Origin of the sequence: Mucilaginibacter sp. (assembly GCF_025359345.1) — a bacterium.
Taxonomy (GTDB): domain Bacteria; phylum Bacteroidota; class Bacteroidia; order Sphingobacteriales; family Sphingobacteriaceae; genus Mucilaginibacter.
The window spans coordinates 52,246-71,857 of record NZ_JANYGQ010000014.1 but is presented as its reverse complement, the minus strand read 5'-3'; the positions used below and the strand labels follow the sequence as shown (position 1 = coordinate 71,857).

Genomic DNA, 19,612 nt, shown 5'->3' with positions numbered 1-19,612 from the left:
TGGCATGCGTAAGGATTGAAAAGAATTTTTATGAAAAGAATAGCAATTTTTATGCTCGCTGCAGTATTGGCAAGCGCCTGCAAAAAGGAAAAACATACGCCCGATTTAACCGGAACCTACACCGGGGTATTTAAAGCCTCACTTGTTAATACTACCCTGCCGCCGGTAGACCAAAACTTGGTGCAATTAATCATTTCGGGCAATACTTTTAAGTCGGGCATTGGCGTTGGCTATATTACGGTGGGTAGTGGCAACCTGCAAATCAGCACCGGTGTTTTAAATTTCACCAATAACCAATTCTTTCCTGACAATACATCGGTTAACACTTCTGCCGTTTTAAATAGCAGTTATAATTATACCGTTAAGGGCGATAGCTTGATGCTTAGTAAAACATCAGTTGATGTAATCTATACCTACAAATTTAAAAAGCAGTAGTGCGTGTGAAAAGGTTATGAAGCGCTAACATTCGCGTTGCCCCAGGGCCTGTCAAAGTCTGCGAGAGACCCTGCGGCAACGCGAAACGCGAGAATTATTGCTGCGGATTAACCAAACCCGGCAAAACGCCAACATCCGATTTGTGTTTTACTTGCCTGGGATGTCTTGCATCCAGGTAGTCATGAGCATGCTCGTGCTGGTAATTGGCGGCCAGGGCAGCAGTGCGCATGCGGCTCAAATAATACCAAAGGCCTGTACCGGCGGCCAGTACTCCTGCAACAGCCGCACCTACTACTAATGGACTGATTTCGTTATTTTGAAATAGATTTTTCATAATATGTGTTTTTAATACTAACAACAACAATGGCTTTTAGTTGTAGTTTTTTTTAAATGTGTTTGTCTAACGCCAAAAACAACAAAGGCCAATCTTACGATCGGCCTCGATGTTATAAATCTCAATTTTATCTATTCAAAATATTCAGAGCAATTTAGTTCCTGCTGGGGAAAATGCCTTCCAGTGTAATTATGTAAAACATAGACAGGTAAGGGTCGCGTATTGAAATGGGCTGACCACCACCAGTGAAGGTTGTAGAACCCGATCCCATAACCACGTTCGGGGCATTTGTGGCATAAGTTTTTAACTGCACAGCGTTAGGTCCGGAACCCGTGCCCGGGCCCGCAGCAAGGTAGGTGGAGCCGCTTGGTGCCCCTGTTGTGCCTTGCCCCGCGTATGCCGTTAAGTTATGCGTATGCGAAGGTAACTGGTTTACGGAGAGCGTAACCGTTTCCGAGCCACCTATTTGCCCCTCAACATAAGGCGGTAATCCCGGCCCCTGGCCCTGCCCTACAACTGTACGCCCGCGAAGGTCAGGGAGGGCAAACGTGGTTTGGCCGTTACCTCCGTACGTAGTGCCCAGTAGCGAAAATAATGCCGTGTTTTGTGCTATTGATAATATTTGCCCTTCGCATGAGGCAAAGCCGCGCGGCGCAAAATTACCCGCGAACATGAATACCATTGCTAAATCAGCTTCCATAATAATAATAATAATTTTTAGGTGAGGTGTTTTTTTTTTAACCAGTTGAATATAAAAGTATTATTTCAAAAAAAAATAAAATATTAAAAATATTTACGTACCGTTTTCTGGTGATTTTTGCGCTGCTATAACGTTCGGCGGTGACGACGACCCGATCGCTAAAAGCATCCGCACTAACCTAAATGCAGGCCATCCCGATATAAATTGCGCTGGCATATATCAATTGTCCCTGTGCTTCTCTTTCCTTTTAAATGATGCTAATACTTATATTTGCAGCCATTACGCGGCAGTTTAACTATGGATATTAGCTAATGGGAAAACCCAATATATTAACCACATTTGATTCGATGAAGGATGCTAATTGCGGTTATTTTTCTTTCGGTAAAGGGCTTGGCGATGCCATTATCAGGCAAAATAAAGGCAGATTCAATTTGAATTACTATCTATCCAAACTAGCGTCTTACTCTTTTGATAAAAAGGTAAATGTTGTTTACCTGTCAAGGCTGCATAGAATTTTCTTTCCCGGCTACAACAAATTTGATGTCGTTCACTTTACAGACCAGACGTGCCGCTTACGGCCAGGTAAGGTAAATGCAAAGAAGATTTTAACTATTCACGATATCAATAAAGTCCACATAAAGCAGAGCAAACCGCACCGGATAAAAGCACATATCAATAAGATCAAAAAGTTAATATCGGAGTGTGATAAAGTAGTTACGATTTCGAAGTTTGTTGAACAGGATATTCTGCATTATATTCCGGAGGCCAGGAATAAAATCAGCGTGATATACAACGGTGCCGATAAGCTCCTTGTTCCGGATAATTACACGCCCACCCACTTGCCAAAAAGGCCTTTTTTGTTTACTATCGGTTTAATGTCTGTTCAAAAAGGGTTTCATTTTTTGCCAAACCTTTTAGCGAATAATGATTTTGAGCTGGTGATTTCAGGAATCGAAACACCCCATAAGAAAGTGATCATTGAAGAAGCTAAAAGATTCGGCTGTGAAGATCGTTTGATTATAACCGGCCCCATTTCTGATGATGACAAGGCCTGGTATTATAAAAATTGTATGGCTTTTGTTTTTCCCTCAAGGGCAGAAGGGTTTGGTTTGCCCGTAATAGAAGGGATGCATTTCGGCAAGCCGGTATTTCTATCGAAATTCACGTCTCTGCCAGAAGTTGGGGGCGACGTTGCTTACTACTTCGACAATTTTGAACCGGAACATATGCAAGGTGTTTTTGCCGAAGGAATGAAAGATTTCCGCGCCAGGAACCGTGAAAATGAAACAATGCTGCATGCCGGCAAATTTACCTGGGACAATGCCGCGGACCAGTACCTTAAATTATATGAGGAATGTTTGCGCGGTTAAAACAAAATAAAAAAGATGTTTAAAAGAAAAAGTTCAATAGAAGCGCTTTGGTTGAAATACCGCGATAAAGACCAGTATAGAAAATATAAATGGGAGCTAAAAAACTATACCGAGCAAGAGGTTTTAAACTTTTTCACAGGGGCCGACCGTTTAGATACACAGGAAAAAATCATAGCTGCTGCAAAGCAGGATAAATTGCTGAATATAACCCATAGCGGAAACGTTGGCGATATTATTTACGCATTACCGACTATCAAAAAAATTCACGAGGTTACCGGGGTGCCCGTTAATTTATACTTGCGTTTAGACAGGCCGCTGCCTGCACCCATCTTTAGCAATACGTCGCATTCTATGGGCGCCGTAATGATAAACGCCAAAACAGCCGGCAAATTAATTACACTTTTAGACACGCAGGATTATATAAACAAAACAGAGGCTTACAGCGATCAAAAAATACATATCGATTTAGATTTTTTTCGTTCCAGAATACTGCCTTTAAACAATGCCAACATTGCCAGGTGGTGCAGCTATATCACCGGGGTTACGCCTGAGCTTTGGAAGCCCTGGCTTTTAACACAACCGGATACATCGTTCAGTGATAAAATAGTTTTATCGAGAAGTGAGCGGTACAGAAACTCAACCATAGATTACTCGTTTTTAAAAGACTATAAAAATGTCGTTTTCATCGGCGTAAAGTCGGAATATGAAGACATGAAGAAATCCATACCCGATTTAGAGCTGTTCCACACTGAAAGCTTTTTGGAGATGGCGCAAATAATTGCCGGCTGTAAGTTTTTTATTGGCAATCAATCGTTCCCCTATTCGCTTGCCGAAGGCTTGAAAACACCGCGTATATTAGAAGCGTACTATCATGTACCGCATGTTATTCCGGAAGGTGAAAATGCGCACGATTTTTACTTTCAGCATCATTTTGAATCGTTGGTAAGCCGGTTAGATAAAGGAGATACAGTAAAGTAGCGCTTGCTTTATAACGGATTTATTTTGAACCGGTAAATATCATAGGTACTGGGAAGATTAAAAAAGCGCTGGAAAGTGCGATTCCCTCCCATGGGAGGGAGGAGGGAGGGGTTTCTACGCCATTCTCTTACGCTTGATTGTCAGTGTTATCAAAGTCCAAGAAACCCCACCCTTCCCCGCCCCAAGGCGGGATTCGCACAGGCCACGGCTTTTAAAAGAATCTTCCGAACACCCATGCTGTAACTATCAACAACAGCCTCAGGCCCTGGGGTTATGCCTGTTCTTGTACCTGTGCAAAATATACCTGGCACAGGTTACTAACCCGAAGTTTTTTAGGATCAATCCTGCCTTGCCTTGCTGAAATGGCTTGTCTATCGTTACCCCCGACAGGCCGGTATGGTTGAATTTAGCGATCACAAAATCTTTATAAATAAAATGGTATTCAGCATCGCCGCAAAGTGTGAGCGTAAGGGCAAAATCTGCTGATATCTTATACCTGGTATTGTAGGTATATTTATCAAATACCGATTTTGGAAACATCATTGCCTGGTGATACGGGCCAAATTTCGCAAACTGGTACCGGGATAGTTCCCCCAGCCGTTTGGCGCCGTCGGCGAATACGTTTGCATAATATATGGCCGTTTTGTCCGCCAGGCATCTTGCAAAGTTTGTAAAATCAGGCAGCAGCTCATCGTCTGCTCCAAGAAAATAAACCCAATCGCCAGTAATATGTTTTAAAGCTTTATTCATGGCATCATAAACACCGGCATCCTCCTCACTCATCCAGAAAGCAATTTTACTATTGTTTCGCTTTATTATTTCTATTGAATTATCGGTGCTGTTACCATCAACAATTACTATTTCGATATTGGAATATTCCTGTTCAAAAATGCTGTCTAAACACTGCTGTAAGGTTTTTCCTGCATTGTAGGTGACGATAACGATAGAGATTTTAGGGAAATAAGATTCAGCTGTAAATTGATTTGAGTCGTTCACCATCGTTTATTGATGCTATAATTATAGATTACCGGCTATCACCGGCTAATCTTTCAAAGGTAAAAGTATTTTAATGAAGGGGGTAAAACAATTGGAGATAACCGTTATATCATCCCGTCCAAGCAAGCTGCCGCGCTCAGCGCCTGCAAAGCGTTCCATTTTTCTGCGGAACGTGTTGGAACACTGCTGAAACATGCTGATTATCAGCAATATTTAGTTTTGTCCTTTTATAATCCATTAATAATCAACATATTAATTGGGGGTTTACAGCCGGGGTTTACAGTATAGTCTGGCTAGCTGGTAGATTGCTGGAATCCAATATGTTATAAAATAAAAGGCCTTTACACCTGTAAACCCTCCGCCGGTTCAAGTGTCCCGCTGAACCCAATCCCTGGTCAGCGTCCCGCTGACGTCACCAAATAATATTCAGCGGACTTTCCGGGTTGGCACTGCTGTACCAGTACTCATGCGCCGAACCCACAAATCCGGCTCTTACCTGGTTTTCGTGCGTGTAATCAATTTCCCCGTCTCCACAAGGCCTGTAGTATAACGACCCTGCGGTGGATAAACATTAGGGTGTGCAATAAATCGCCGGGTTAGTTACGAGGGCGGGCTTTCGGTTCTCACAAACGTAGCGGCGGGGCGTCCTTGACAGACCCTGCGAGGACAAAAACGCTTGCTGCAGCAGGGCTGGCGCCTTGCGGTAGCGGAAGAACAACGCTTACAGCAGCAGGGGTACTTATTGGCATTTAAAACGATAGCTGTAGTCTAAAACTAATTCCATAGATATCCGTTGACATTAGCTACGGACAACAGGATTTATGCATCCTTTTCATTACAAACTTTAAAAAACAACATTCCTAAGTCTGTAACACGAACGGTTGTAATATTATAAACTGCTGTTATGGGATCTCTTTGTACGGGTGCGATAATTCCAAAATGCGTGTTTTTCGACACTTCAACCGAAGTAACGCCTCTGGCTGAACTAAACTCCTTTAAAATTCCTAATCTAATAAGATTTTCTATCTCAAATTGCTTAAAGTCGCTATGACGGATGTCGGGCTGTTGTGCAGTTGCTGATTGCAATTTTTTACGCGCGCTTGTCAAATTTTCAAGCTTTTCTTCAATCCCATCGTAATGTTTCAAAAGTTGCTTTTCAGACTGAGTAGCATTTTCGTACAAATTTGAATCGTCGATATTATGTATTTGTGCTGCAAGTTTCCCTCTTTCCTTTTGAAGGCTTGTTTGTGTATCAAAAAAAGACTGATCAAATTCATTAGAGGCTTTTTCAGCAGCAAGCTTTTGCTTAGTGAATAACTTTACAAAGTCATTTACTTTTTGAAATTCAGACGATGAAAGTTGACTTAGTATGTATGGGAACACATGGTTTTCGATATTTTGCTCAGAGTCAACCAAGTTTCCTAATAATATTGCCCATTTATCCTGTAAATACTCGTCTTCTTCTAAAGCGGCATTTTCAAGCAATGGACAGAGTAATTTCAAGGAAATTGCCTTTGTGGAAATACCTGCTTTTTCGCAATAGACTTTTGATTTATTTAAAATCCTTATTTGGTTCTTAAATTTAAAATAAGTGACTTGATCCTTAATTAATAATCCGGCTTCCTCAATGGATGGCATTATTAATTTATCAAGAAAGTCTTTAGCTATATCGATAGCTTTTTCGACTGCTTTTGAAGTGAAATCAACTTTAAACGATTTGTTTTCTTTTGCCACTTGGAGAGGTTTATCCTAACCCAAATATAAATTAATAACTTAATCTTTTGTCTGTTCAGTCTAAGAAACCGCCTTATGTGAAAAGTCTCGAACTAGTAAGTGGATATTAACTTACTATGCCATGCTCGATATCCAAACACGGGTCATAAAGCCGAAGCTGTGCGGCGGCGGAAAATCGCTTGCGGTAGCTTGGGGCTTGGGATGGCGAAAAAAACGCGGCACCGGAAGGAAATAAATCATAATTAGCTATTAATGAAATTATTATTTATATTTATAAAATAAACCTCCTACCTAAACTAAATTATGATTACACTCTTAACAAATGCTATTCAATTACAATCGTTGATTGAATTTGATTATGAAGGCGGCCTTCGAATTGTTGAACCTTATTGTCACGGAATATCTTTAAAGGGTAATCATGTATTAAGAGCGTTTCAAGTTGACGGCTATTCATCTACAGGAAAAATGGGATGGAAGCTATATGATATCTCAAAAGTTGAGCTTATAGTAATTAGAGAAGATTCCTACATCGAGATTAGACCGGGTTACAGCAGAGGCGATAAAGGAATGATCAGCATATATCACGAGCTCTAAATATTACGAATGATACTTAAAGAACTATCAATCGAAGGATATAAATGCTTTCGAGATTTAACTGTGGTACCATTTCACAATTTAACCGTTCTAATTGGTGAGAACGATAGTGGAAAGTCTACAATTTTAAAAGCGCTTGGATTGTTGTTAGGTAGAACAGCCCAGCAGGATGAAGATTTTTTCAACTTAAATGGAATAGAAGTAAACGAATTTTGTTTGTCCGGGAATTTTAAAGTCAATCCTGATAATGTCCCAGAAAGCATTAAATTTTTCGTTATTAACGACAATTTCACTCTGAAAAAAATATTCACTAAAGGGCAGGCTTTTAAAACGTATACGTTAAAGAATTCTTTGGCCGATATTGACTTAGAAAATTACCTAAGTTTAACTGCCCAACCCACCAAGGATTTACTAGTTAAATATGAATTGCCGGCTCATCCAACGCAAGAAACTAGACGGGAGGAATTAAAAGTTTTTATTGAAAATGAAGGGGATAATCTTCCCAAAACAATAAATGAGGTCGAATTAATTTATAATACGATAAGCCAAGTCTTACCCTATTATCAATACTATGGTAGCCATGCTTATGGAAACCCGCAAGCGTTGGTTAAAACCACTCTTGATAATATCGTCAGGAATCAGTTTTATGATGAACACGGGGAACTTAGATTAGCATCAATCAGAAGTATTAGAAACAGGGTGCTCCAAAAACTCAATTCCAGTATAGAAAAAAACTTACTTGTAAACATTCAAAAATATAATCCCAAGATAGCTAATATTCAAGGAAGAATAAATCTTGATTTCGGGCAGGGTCTAAATTTTCAAGGCCTTGAATTAGATGAGGGACAAGGGTTTAAGTTAGTTGATCAAAAAGGGGAGGGGTCAAAAAAGCGGCTATTCCTTTCAATACTTGAATGGGATAAAGAAATTCAAATAACTTCTCAACAAAATCGACCTATAATTCGAGCATATGATGAGCCTGACTCAAACTTGCATTATGACGCACAGCGAAAAATGTTTTATGCTATTTCAGAGGTAGCAAATAACCCGAAAGTAAATACTCAATCTATAATTGCTACACATTCTTTAACCATGATTGACAGAGCACCGTCAAACAGTATAAATCATATTGTTCAAGATGCTGGCATATCATCGATAAATTACCTAAAGACGGATGGTGACGCTGATATTCAGACCTTTTTAGACGAGGTTTCAGTTGTTGGTGGTGTCAAGAATAGTAGCATATTTTACGAAAAATGCTTCTTGATTGTAGAAGGTGATAGTGAAGAAGCCAGTATTGGCAAAATTTATAAAATTTGGTTTAATCGAACGTTGTCGGAAGATGGCGTTGTGCTAATAAATTTGCAGTCAAATGGCGCTTGGTTTAATTTTTTGAAGCTGCTAAGGAAAAACAAAAAGGCGAGCACTGTAATGTTATTGGATTTTGACACGCAAAATCCGGAATGTGGAGCTTCTGTCACAATTGAAAAATTAAATCAAATAGGATTTGATGCAGACTTTCTTGCAAACCACGTTTTTTTTGCAGGTATACAAGAGTTTGAAGACCTGTATCCAGATCACAGGATTAGAGAGACATTTAATATTTTATATCCTCGACCAACAAAAATAAAATGGACTTTGAAGGATATTCAAAAGCTTAGAGCTGATTATCCAAAGATTTCAAAAGGATTTGATAAAGAAACTCTTAAATTTATCGCTCACCATCATCAGAGATATAAAAAGCCTGAATTTGCTTCTAAAATTACTGACCTAATGACGGAAAAAGAGATAAAAAATATCGACGTTCTTCAAAATTTATTTCACAAAATTGGCCAAATATTAAATTGAGTGTTTTCTTGCAGGGGCGACAGTTGGGAATTCAGCGCTCTTGGGTCGCATGTCATTCTCGCGGTAGGATGGGCGAAAAATATTTTATAATTTCTTTGATATTAATAATAAACAATTAAATATATTTTGCATTTTAATATTTATTATTTAGTTTTAAATAGCCAAACTTTATTAACCTAATTATCACAAGGCTAAAGTATAATTGATTTGATAAATTAAAATAGACTGTTTTCACGGGACTAACTGGTCGTTTGTAAATTAGCTTCGCTAAGATGCAGCCGATTTACCCTAGGAGAACTGTCCATTATTGCCTAAACCCATTCAATCTTATATACGATAGCCCTAACCCTTATGTAAAATGAAAAAGCTGTTATTATTTAGCACCGCCATGTTGCAGGTTTTAGTCTGTCTTGCTTTTAATACTGGCACTTTGAAGAAGGACACCAGTTCTTTTACCATTTATCAGGGCTCAAAACTCTTATATTATGTAGAAAATAATTCTGGAGAAAAAAATCAGTTCTTAGTCCCATTAATCGAAACGGAGTTAAAGAAGTTGAAAGATAAAACTGACCCGAACAAGGGGAACTTATTTAGCGAAGTCCAAAGTCTAAATCTTTTTCTTTCTGCACAGCAGGCTAATGGAACACTAACTGCTGCGATTAATATTTTTAATAAAAACAATGTATTATTTAAGTCTAATAAAAATTCTATCGAAGAAAATAAATTGGTTGTGAAAAACCTAAGAGATAAAGATTGGTTCCTGAAAATTAATATAAATATTCTTAATAATTTAATAGAATATCAATTCGTCTTATTTAAAGTGGGTAAAGCCACCCGTAATCAAATCCCCTACTTAGAACAGCAAAATTACAGAACTATATCGGTATTTGTTGACCCTTTATCCACTAACTACAAGGATAAAATCAAGAATGTCTTGAGGCAAATTATTACTGAGGCCAATGAACCTCCCATTCCTTTGTTATTATTCCAGGGACAAGTAATAAAGGACACAATTTTTGCTGGACGCGGCCATAATACTTTAACCGCAGATGCTCAAGATAATGATTCTTCGCCTGATCAATTAACCTATAAATGGAGGCTTTCTCAAACTGGGTCATTATTTGAATATAATAAATCTGGAAAAAATTTGGACCTTGATTGGGATGGGAGTTACGAAATGAATGTACTATTAACAGTAAGTGATGGAGTGAACAACAATTTAAGAATGTTTACCTTAATAGTTAGAGACAAACCTATTATCTCCATTCAATATCCTTATGATAACGCGAATACCGATTATGAAAATAATATTTATCATTTATATTCATACCATCGATTTTTTAAATTAAATGATTTTATGGGACTAATAAATATAACGGCGAAAACCAATACGCGCTCAAAGAATGTAGAATTAAGTCCGAATTTCTCAACGTTAATTCCGGAGGTTAGGGTTATTACTAATACGCCGGAAAAAGAACCGCTTGCATTTTCAACAATTAAATTCAGTAAAATTGATGAGGATTCAATAAGTAACTACAAAGAAAGAATTATCCCCACTTTACAGGCCACAGAAACTCCGTGGCAACTTACTGACGAACGTAACTTATTTAAGTTTAAAATCGACAGTACCAAACCATTTCGGCCTGAAAAAAAATTGATCCCCCCATACTTTATCCACTCATATACTCTTTATTCAAATACCCGATCAACTCAAAATATTAAAATACCAACTACAAAATCTTTTAAAATAACGGCCATTAATCGTAACAATCAAAATAGTGAAGATTTTCAAATTCAATTTCATAAGGTTTCAAGACTGAATTTTGTTTTTGACGAGTCGTTATCTTTAATACTGGGTAAAATTTATGGGCACAACAAATACTTAATTTCAATTGGAGCCGGTTTTGATTATAACATTATACCTGTTCTGTCGATAGAAGGGCTCTTTGGGGGATTAAACCCGACCACGTCTGATACCGTTTACACCAACTCACATTCAAGCTACCCATATTACTATAAAATAACAGGGAAGTTATTTCTGTTAAATTATAAGAACAAAGCAAAGGGGCTTTTCACGATATCTTATCTTCATAGAGAATCGTTTAGTTTTACTCAAAATAAGCAGGTGGTATATTATGGCTATCATTCCAGGGTGGGTTTAGGATTTTCACTACAAGCACCGTCCAGTACCTCGTATCACTATGAGCCAGTCTCAGTAGCCTTCTCTTTTTCTTTTTATCCAAAAACGGATGATTTTACGTCAAATTGCATTGAAGCAGGATTGAAATGTATAGTTAATTTAAGGAAAAAACAAAAAATCAATTAAGGTCTCAAGAACCAGTTTATTGTTAAATAGTGGTGGTATTATGTTGTGCTATAGATAAATTGGTAAAAAAAAACGGGAAATGATTGAATGTAATATTTTCACTTTAGTTGTTTAATTATCTTGTCGCATATATTTTTAATGTTTTTGCTAACGATCAACTCGACCTGATTTTGGAGATTTATTTCAACACTGTTTTTGTCCATTAACGACACTTGATCTAATTGCTGATTTGATACCAGAAATGTTTCGTTGTTGAATTTTCCAAATACCTGACCTCTGGAAAGATATTCTTCATTGCCGTCGTGATGGTCAACCAGATTGTCTTTTTGATAAAAAAACCTTATCACTAATGTTCCAACAGAATCATTTTTGAGCTTTTGCCTAAGCTCTTTTTCTATATCTTTAGCAATAGGTTCGGAAACATTAGAAAGAATTTTTAACGATTTTTTTTTCTCGTGACGGATAGTAAGCGTATCTAAGGAAATATCACCGTTGTTGTTTATACTTTGAGAGAATGAAGCGATTTTAGATTTTCGAAAAGATTTATAAGAAAAAAATAATCTACCGGAAATGTCTTCTTTGCTTGTGTAAAGCGTAAATTTTCCATCGCCATCTGAAGTTGTTACAATTGACTTTGTAGAGTCCTGTTCGTCATCTGAAACGAATCTAACCATTGTGTTTTCAATCCCCTTACCAGCTTTATCAGTTACCGTTCCACTTAATATAAACTTTCCTTTATGTTGGTGCAATCCGAAATAAAGAAAAATAAGGCCTGATACAATAAGCAAAAATCCAATCTCTTTGGTTACGATTTTTTTTCCGTGTATATCTATCGTAGTAGAGCTATTTCGACCAGCACGGATTAGGATAAAAATGATTCCAGTAGCAATAAGGCCGATACCTACACAGTTGAAAATAATGTCTTGTGAATCCATGTGAATAAGGTTTTTATAAATCTAAAAAACAACTTATATATTTCAAAATTTTTAAACGTTTTTTACTAAACACCTTGTAAACGGAGCAAGTCGATTTTTCCCTCACTGCCGCCTCACCGCTACCCCAAGCGTTTTTCCTTTTTCCCTGCTGCATAGGCTCCAGGCTAGTAGCCCGCTGCCAGGTAACAAAGTAACGAGTAACCTCCCTGTTAATCACCATAACATAAAAAACGATATAAACGCTGACACCATTTTGTCAGCACTTTTCGCATTTTTCGCAATGGTTTTCAAGCAAAAAACAGCCATAACAACCCGGGAACACACTTTTCGCCAAAAATTATTCACTACTTACTGTTCCACCCTGTTCCTTGTGTTTCACTGTGCACAGGAACGTTTCAACGCACAAAAAAAGACCCGCCATCACCGGCGAGTCTTTCCTCCAAAATATCTAAAATTCCTAAAAAATCAACCTTTCCCCTTCACAACCCCACCCGCAGGCGCAGCGCCACCACCGGCACCCGGCGCAGCACCACCGCCGCCGTTTTCATCCGGCGTATTATCCTGGTCCTGTTGTTGGTTGTTGTCCTTTTTGTCTTTACGTTTTTGCGGTATGCCGTTGTTGCCAAAGCGCCAGCTTAGGGTCACCATGCCGGTGCGGGTGCCAAAGCGGCGTTCGCTCACGGTGCTGCTGGTAAAGTAAGGCGTATTGTAATTTATATCCGAGCGGAATTTGCGGCTGTTAAATATGTCGCGCACGTTGCCGCCCAGGCTAAGGGTTTTGGTAATATCGTATTTAACGCCGCCGTCCAGCCCGTACATGGCGCGCATTTTGCCCTGGGGTATTACCTGCGGGGCCTGGTAGTCGCCGCGCAGTTGTATGCCCAGTTTTTTAAAGGGTTTCAGGTTGCCGGTAAGGTTGGCGTTCCAGGCGTAGCCGCTGGTGGTGGCTAAGTTAAAGGCCGCGTCGCCGTCAATATGGCGGTAGTAAACGTTCACGTTGGCGGTAAGGTCCAGTATCGGGCTTGGGCTCACCTTGGCAATCAGCTCGTAACCGGCGTTCGAGGCGCTCTTTATGTTCTGGAACGTAGTGAGCGAGGTATCGATATTTGTCGGGCTCAGCGGCGTGGTAATGCGCTGTATAACCCCGTTGGTAAGCCTGTAGTAAAGCGACGAGGTTAGCGTAACGCCGGTAAAGTAGTTAATATAGCTCAGTTCAAACGCGTGGGTGTCTTCCGGCCGCAGGTCCGGGTTACCTTGCTGGTAGTTCAGGCGGTCGCTCTGGTCAACAAACGGCGATAGCTGGCGGTCGCGTGGGCGTTGTACGCGGCGGGTGTAACTCAGTTGCAGGGTTTGGTTTTCGCTCAGCTTCTGGCTTAAAAACACGCTGGGATACAGGCGCAGGTAGTCCTGCTTGTGCTGCTCGGTCACGCTGTCGGTAAGCGAGGTGCGGATATGCGAATCCTCCAACCGCAAACCCACCTGCAGACCGAAATTGCCAAACTGGTGCTGGTAATTGGTGTAGGCGGCGTTTATGTTTTCTTTATAAATAAAGCGGTTGCTCAAAAACGGGTTGTAATCAAAGCTGCCGCTGGTGTTGTTAAGGGTATCGACAATGTAGTTATTGTCGCTGTTATTTATTTGGCTGCGCAGGCCGGCTTCCAGCTTGCCGTTGGTGAGGGGCAGCGTAAAATCGGTCTGGAAGTTCCAGTTATGGCCGCGACCAACCGTAGTATTGTTTTGCTGCGATTTGCTGTAGGGCTGCGGCAAAGTATAATCGTTGTACTCGGTCAGCAGGTTATCAAAATTGTTGTTCTTATCGGTGCTGTAGTTTACGTTGGCGGTAAGCTCTTCGCCCTTCTTTTTGTATTTGTGGTTAAAGTCGATGTTAAAATCAATATCGGTACCAGTTCCGTGCGAAAAATTATTTTGGTTGATGCGCTGCAACAGGCTATTGTTCTGGCTGATCAGCGTACCGCCGGTTTGCGTGCGGTCGCGGTCGCGGATGTTGATGTTATCCGAAAAGCCCAACGTGGTTTTATCATCAAGGTTGATATCAATGCCGCTGCGGATGTTATGCCCCGTAAACGTAAACGATTGGTTTTGAATTTGATTCTGGCTTTGCAGCAGGGTATCCCCCACGTTGGTCAGCTTGTTGGAGAAGCCATCGCCAATGCGCGTGCCCTTGCGGAAGCTGTAGTTGGCATATATGTTCACCTTGCTGTTTTGGTAAGCAATGGCGGCGTTAGTATTTACAGTGTTTTGCGTACCCACCGTTGCCGAAACCGACCCGGTAAAGCCCTTCTGCGCATTCTTTTTCAGCACAATATTGATGATCCCCGACTGCCCCTCCGCATCGTATTTCGACGACGGGTTGGTAATCACCTCAATGGTCTCTATCGCACTCGCCGGTATCGACTGCAAAATATCCGCAATATTCCCGCCCGTCAGCGCCGACGACTTCCCATTGATCAGCACCTTCACACTGGTCGACCCGCGCAGGCTCAAATTGCCATCCACATCCACCTGTACCGATGGCACATTCGCCAGCAGATCCGTAGCCGAGCCGCCCTGGCTCACAATGCTTTGTTCCACATTGAACGATTTTTTGTCGATACCCAGCTGTATCTGGCTTTTTTGGGCGGTAATGGTCACCTCTTTCAGCACACCTTTAGCCGGGCTTAGCTTTATGTTACCAAGATCAACCTGGCGATTGGCAGCTGATATATTAATGTTGCTGTTTAAATAGCTCAGGTAGCTTACATACGTGGCCCGTAGCAGGTATTGGCCGTCGTTGATGCCCGTAAGGCTGAAATTGCCCTGCAGGTCGGTTTGCATGCTTTTAACAGTATGGTTATCCACCTTGCTCACCAATGATACAGTAGCAAGCTCCAATGGCTGGCTATTAGTGGCATCAACCAGTTTACCGCTAACGGTGCCGCCGGTTTGCTGCGCTTTAACAGCTATAAATGAAAATATAAAAAGCGAAAAAAAGACTGTCTTTATCAAATTGGGGTTCATGCCGCAAAAGTGTGATTTTTACTTTTTACCACCCAGCAACCCATGTAACTTTGTTGTTGGGATGACGGAGATTTTGGTAAATTTTTGGTGACAGGGGGGGATGATTTGAAGATGTGTTGATTTGATGATTTGAAAATGAAGTAAGATTGGCGATGCAAGGGTTCTGAACGCCCGGCTACCAACTGCCAACTGATTATCATGGCGTTCCCGGCTGATATAAGCCGGGCCGTGCTATCCTTTCATACGCCTGCAGGCCTTAGGCGCGGCCTGCGCTGAGGCACTCGAAGCGGCCGGTATCCACTGCTATCACTAACGCAAGGGCATGGTGGCTGGCATTCAGCCATGCCGGAAATATTATCGTGTTATTGTAATTATTAAAAAAATTGAATAAATTTATTCGCCTTTTAATGAGTGTATTACGGGTGCTATTTACCCCGAATAGCAATGGCCTGTGCAAAAAGAATATAGTGGTAAGCGCGAATAAAAAATACACCCCGATATCAGGCGTATTTTATAGTTTATAAAAACAAGATGCCTGATTTTAGATGGCAGACAATATTTATACCGACAATTTTTTTCACATCAAAAAAATTCTGCATGAAAAACCTTTTTACAAAACTCACCCTTATTTTCATTTTTGCCGCCGGCGCCTTTTCGACGCTAAAAGCGCAAAATGTAACCGAAACATTCGACAGCTACTGGAGTACCGATCAGGTTGTCAGTAAGCCGCACACTTACGGTCCGTTTATATATGACACTGATGGCGATCTGGAACAACTCCCCGGCCCGAACGCACTCTCGCTGAGTTCCGGTAATCCAGGGTCGTTTTTTTCGATAAAAGCCGCGAGTGGAAACGCCTTTCAGCTGATTAGTTTAGGCCTGGACCGGGATGGCGGCTTATCCGGCGACGTAAATGCCATCGTTACCGGGTTTCGTGGCGGGTCGGCGGTAACCGGTGGAATACCCATCGCAATAAAAGGCAATGAAATTAGTTTCGATTTTTCCGGTCAATCTGGTTTTAACAACGTAGATGAGGTTAGGATTACCGGAACAAACATCTCTTTCTTTATAGAGGATTGGACATATGACCTGACTGTTCCCACAAGCATCAGCTCGATAGCCAGGGCAAATACATCGCCAACCAACGCATCGGGCGTAAACTATACGGTTACTTTTGCCGCCGGCATTGCGGGGCTTTCAGCAAGTAATTTCGCGCTGGCTGCCGGCAGCATAGGTGATGCAAGCATTACCAGTGTATCAGGTTCAGGAAATACCTGGACGGTGGCCGTAAGCACAGGAACAGGTGGTGGCACCATCGGTCTTAACTTTACAGATGCAACAGGCTCGTCGGGAGTAAGCAACAGCCTGCCGTTTGTTGGCGAAGTTTACACCATTGATAAAACTGCACCAACGGCAACTTCGCTATACTATCATTCAAACCACCCGGGTAATACCGACGTTGCTGTGACAGGCGATGTTGTTACGCTCGATTTCGGTACAAGCGAGGCGGTACAAACACCATCGGTAGTTATCGGCGGTCATGCAGTTACCCCCAGCTTCGTATCCGGCACAACCTGGACCGCAAGTTACACCATGACCTCGGGCGATGCAGAAGGCAGGATACATTTCACCGCCCAATACTCAGATTTAGCGGGCAATGCCAGCGTTGTTTATAACGATCTTTCAGCAGGCGACGACATCGAATTTGATAACACGCCTCCCGCTGTTACTTCAACGCCGGTAATGGCGGCGGCGAGCGACAGCGGCACGCCGGGCGACAACATTACCAATGTTACCACCCCAACATTTACCGGCACAGCAGAGCCGGAATCAACTGTAACGCTTTACGATACCGACGGTACAACCTCGTTAGGAAGCGCTACAGCCACAGGCGGCAACTGGTCAATAACAAGCTCGGCTTTGAGTCAAGGCAACCACACCATAACTGCAAAAGCCACAGATGCTGCCGGCAATACAAGTGGGGCATCAGGGGGGCTGGCTGTAACCATCAATACCACGCTTCCGCATGTAATACTATCGCCGGTGCCAAATGTCGAGGAAACATCAACCTCGTTCACTGTTAGCTACAGTGATGTAAGTGGCGCGCCCAATTTGTACTCGGTGGTGGTAGCGGCTACTAACCAAATGCCCGGCTTTAGCCCAATAAGTAATTTTTCGCTCAATTCGCCAAACCCGGTAACTATACCCATACCTGCAACCGTAGCCGGCACTTACGATTTTATTTTTAGCGTGCGCAACCAGGCTGCCGGCAACTCATCGGCCGATATACCATTTTCGGTAACAGTAAATGCGCCGCCGCTACCTGCAACGGTAACATTAACCGGCACGCTAAACGCATTCAACAGTTGCGCGGGGAGTCCCTCGACTGAACAGAGTTTCAAGGTATCAGGCACTAATTTAACAGCCGATATTGTGATTGATGCGCCATCGGGCTACGAAATAAGCAAAACAACAGGCAACGGGTTCGCCAGCCAGTTAACATTTACTGAAACCGCGGGCGTGGTGAGCCAGCAGGACGTTTTTGTTCGCATTGCCGGATCAGCAACAGGAACACCAGCCGGAGATATTACCGTAAAATCAACAGGTGTAACAGACCAGGCTGAAGCTGTTAGCGGCACGGTTAACGATTTGCCTACCATAACCGCGGGCGCAGTAACGCCTGTAACCACAACGGCTACTACTTTTGCGCTGCCTTACAGTGGAGTATCCGCAGGTAATTATATTTACTTCATAACAACCGGCACACGGGTAATGACAGGCTTCAGCACGGTAAATGGTTTTACGCTTGTGCCCAACATATCGGTTAATTTACCTTCGGGCCTTAAAGCAGGCACTTACGATTTTAATTTAACCATTCAAAATACAGCTACCGGGTGCATATCGGCGGTTTCTCCGTTTACTGTAACGGTTTTATCGAAAGACGCTCTTCTAACCACGCTCACTTACAGCCCTACCTTGGCAAAAACACAGGTAGCCGGCCCTGATTATAGGGATTATACCGCAACGGTGGCCAATAAGGTAACCACTATTACTGTAACCCCAACTACACAGGATGCAACTGCCACGGTTACCGTAAACGGCACAATCGTAGCATCTGGCTCGGCATCAAACCCAATAACGCTGAACGTTGGCCTCAATACCATTAACACCATAGTTACCGCGCAAAGCGGGGCAACTAAAACGTATAGCATAACCATAAGGCGACAGTCGTCGGCACTGCTAACCAGGTTAAATTACAGCCCGCCAATGGTACAAACACTGGTGGCCGGGCCCGATTACCAGGATTATACAGCAACGGTGGCAAATTCGTACAGCTACATTATAGTAAGGCCAACAGCGCAGGACGCCGCTGCTTCAATATCGGTTAACGGCACAACGGTAGTATCGGGCACCTCATCAACCCAAATACCATTAAACGTTGGCCCCAACACTATAACCACAATAGTCACCGCAGCCGACGGTCTTACATCAAAAACGTATAGACTGGTAGTGACCCGTCTTCCATCAAGCCTGTTAACCAGCCTTAAATATTACCCTGCTTTGGTGCAGACACCGGTAACCGGTCCCGACTATAAAGACTATACAGCAACGGTATCGAACAGCTTCACCATTGTTAAAGTAACCCCGACAACTGAAGGCGCCGGAGCAACAGTGAAAGTTAATGGCGCCACAGTAGCCCCAGGTGCGGATTCGGACCCGATAGCGCTGAACGTGGGTGCAAATACTATTACCACCGTGGTAACCGCCAGCGATGGTTCATCATCTTCAACCTATGTTTTAACCATAACCAGGCAACCTGCACCTCCGGTTGCTGTTGTAATGCAATATCAACAGCAGGAGCCGCCGATTGCAAACAGTGCAATTGTGGTGCACCAAAACGTTTCGCCTAATGGCGATGGCAAGGGCGACGCGCTGAAGATAGATGGCATAGCGGCTTATCCCAATAATACATTACAAATAATGAACCGCAACGGCGAACTGGTTTACCAGGTAAAAGGCTACGACAATGTCAACAAAGCATTCGACGGGCAGTCAAACATCAATGGCAAATTACAACAGGCGGGTACTTATTTTTACTCCTTAGAATACAAGGACGGGAATGAGACGAAGCATAAAACCGGATTTATTGTGTTGAAGTATTAGGGTTAATTGATCCCTGCGGCAAGAGGGAGAGAACCTGCAAACCTGCCTCTATATTAAAGCCTTATGAAGTTTATAAGCTTTGTGAGGCTTTTTGCTGTTTTCTGATATTTCTGAACAGGTTTTAGCTATAGAAGTCTTTGTCTATTTTAATATATTTCCAAAAAAACAATAACTAACTGG

The 19,612-nt window shown here is 42.0% G+C and carries 13 protein-coding genes; 7 read left to right on the top strand and 6 right to left on the bottom strand.

The features are described from left to right. The first annotated feature begins 30 nt into the window (after positions 1–30). Entirely contained in the window at positions 31–435 is a 405-nt protein-coding gene (locus tag Q0R52_RS07825) for a hypothetical protein (RefSeq protein ID WP_295793706.1), read from the top strand. A gap of 94 nt (positions 436–529) precedes the next feature. Here the strand turns inward: Q0R52_RS07825 and Q0R52_RS07820 are convergent, their stop codons facing one another. Next, a complete protein-coding gene (locus tag Q0R52_RS07820) occupies positions 530–769 on the bottom strand; it encodes a hypothetical protein (RefSeq protein WP_295793705.1) in 240 nt (79 codons plus the stop codon). A 154-nt stretch (positions 770–923) separates the two neighbouring features. Continuing rightward, positions 924–1,469: a tail fiber protein gene (locus Q0R52_RS07815; protein WP_295793703.1), complete on the bottom strand. Its 546-nt coding sequence runs from the start codon at positions 1,467–1,469 to the stop codon at positions 924–926. Positions 1,470–1,780: 311 nt separating this feature from the next. On the opposite strand from Q0R52_RS07815, the gene Q0R52_RS07810 reads away from it, so the two are divergent. Beyond that, the gene (locus Q0R52_RS07810; RefSeq protein WP_295793701.1) at positions 1,781–2,839 is read left to right on the top strand and encodes a glycosyltransferase family 1 protein; all 1,059 of its coding nucleotides are present in this window, start codon (positions 1,781–1,783) and stop codon (positions 2,837–2,839) included. A gap of 15 nt (positions 2,840–2,854) precedes the next feature. Continuing rightward, the gene (locus Q0R52_RS07805; protein ID WP_295793699.1) at positions 2,855–3,817 is read left to right on the top strand and encodes a hypothetical protein; all 963 of its coding nucleotides are present in this window, start codon (positions 2,855–2,857) and stop codon (positions 3,815–3,817) included. Positions 3,818–4,075: 258 nt separating this feature from the next. Here Q0R52_RS07805 and Q0R52_RS07800 read toward each other — a convergent pair whose 3' ends face one another. Continuing rightward, positions 4,076–4,816 (bottom strand): glycosyltransferase family 2 protein, encoded by a 741-nt coding sequence (locus Q0R52_RS07800; RefSeq protein WP_295793698.1) that lies wholly within the window; start codon positions 4,814–4,816, stop codon positions 4,076–4,078. Positions 4,817–5,632: 816 nt separating this feature from the next. Continuing rightward, complete coding sequence (locus Q0R52_RS07795) at positions 5,633–6,547, bottom strand: Abi-alpha family protein (RefSeq protein ID WP_295793696.1); 915 nt, start codon at positions 6,545–6,547, stop codon at positions 5,633–5,635. Between the two features lie 303 nt (positions 6,548–6,850). On the opposite strand from Q0R52_RS07795, the gene Q0R52_RS07790 reads away from it, so the two are divergent. The 3 genes from Q0R52_RS07790 (at position 6,851) to Q0R52_RS07780 (ending at position 11,315) form a co-directional block, all read left to right on the top strand. Then, positions 6,851–7,141 (top strand): hypothetical protein, encoded by a 291-nt coding sequence (locus Q0R52_RS07790; protein WP_295793693.1) that lies wholly within the window; start codon positions 6,851–6,853, stop codon positions 7,139–7,141. Between the two features lie 9 nt (positions 7,142–7,150). Then, on the top strand, positions 7,151–8,989 hold the full coding sequence (locus Q0R52_RS07785; protein ID WP_295793691.1) for an AAA family ATPase: 1,839 nt from the start codon (positions 7,151–7,153) through the stop codon (positions 8,987–8,989). A gap of 358 nt (positions 8,990–9,347) precedes the next feature. Next, positions 9,348–11,315: a hypothetical protein gene (locus Q0R52_RS07780; protein WP_295793689.1), complete on the top strand. Its 1,968-nt coding sequence runs from the start codon at positions 9,348–9,350 to the stop codon at positions 11,313–11,315. A gap of 98 nt (positions 11,316–11,413) precedes the next feature. Here Q0R52_RS07780 and Q0R52_RS07775 read toward each other — a convergent pair whose 3' ends face one another. After that, on the bottom strand, positions 11,414–12,250 hold the full coding sequence (locus Q0R52_RS07775; protein WP_295793688.1) for a carboxypeptidase-like regulatory domain-containing protein: 837 nt from the start codon (positions 12,248–12,250) through the stop codon (positions 11,414–11,416). A gap of 465 nt (positions 12,251–12,715) precedes the next feature. Then, entirely contained in the window at positions 12,716–15,268 is a 2,553-nt protein-coding gene (locus Q0R52_RS07770) for a TonB-dependent receptor (protein WP_295793686.1), read from the bottom strand. Positions 15,269–15,865: 597 nt separating this feature from the next. On the opposite strand from Q0R52_RS07770, the gene Q0R52_RS07765 reads away from it, so the two are divergent. Next, positions 15,866–19,432, top strand: coding sequence for a cadherin-like beta sandwich domain-containing protein (locus Q0R52_RS07765; RefSeq protein WP_295793684.1), 3,567 nt, complete (start codon positions 15,866–15,868; stop codon positions 19,430–19,432). Positions 19,433–19,612: the final 180 nt, after the last annotated feature.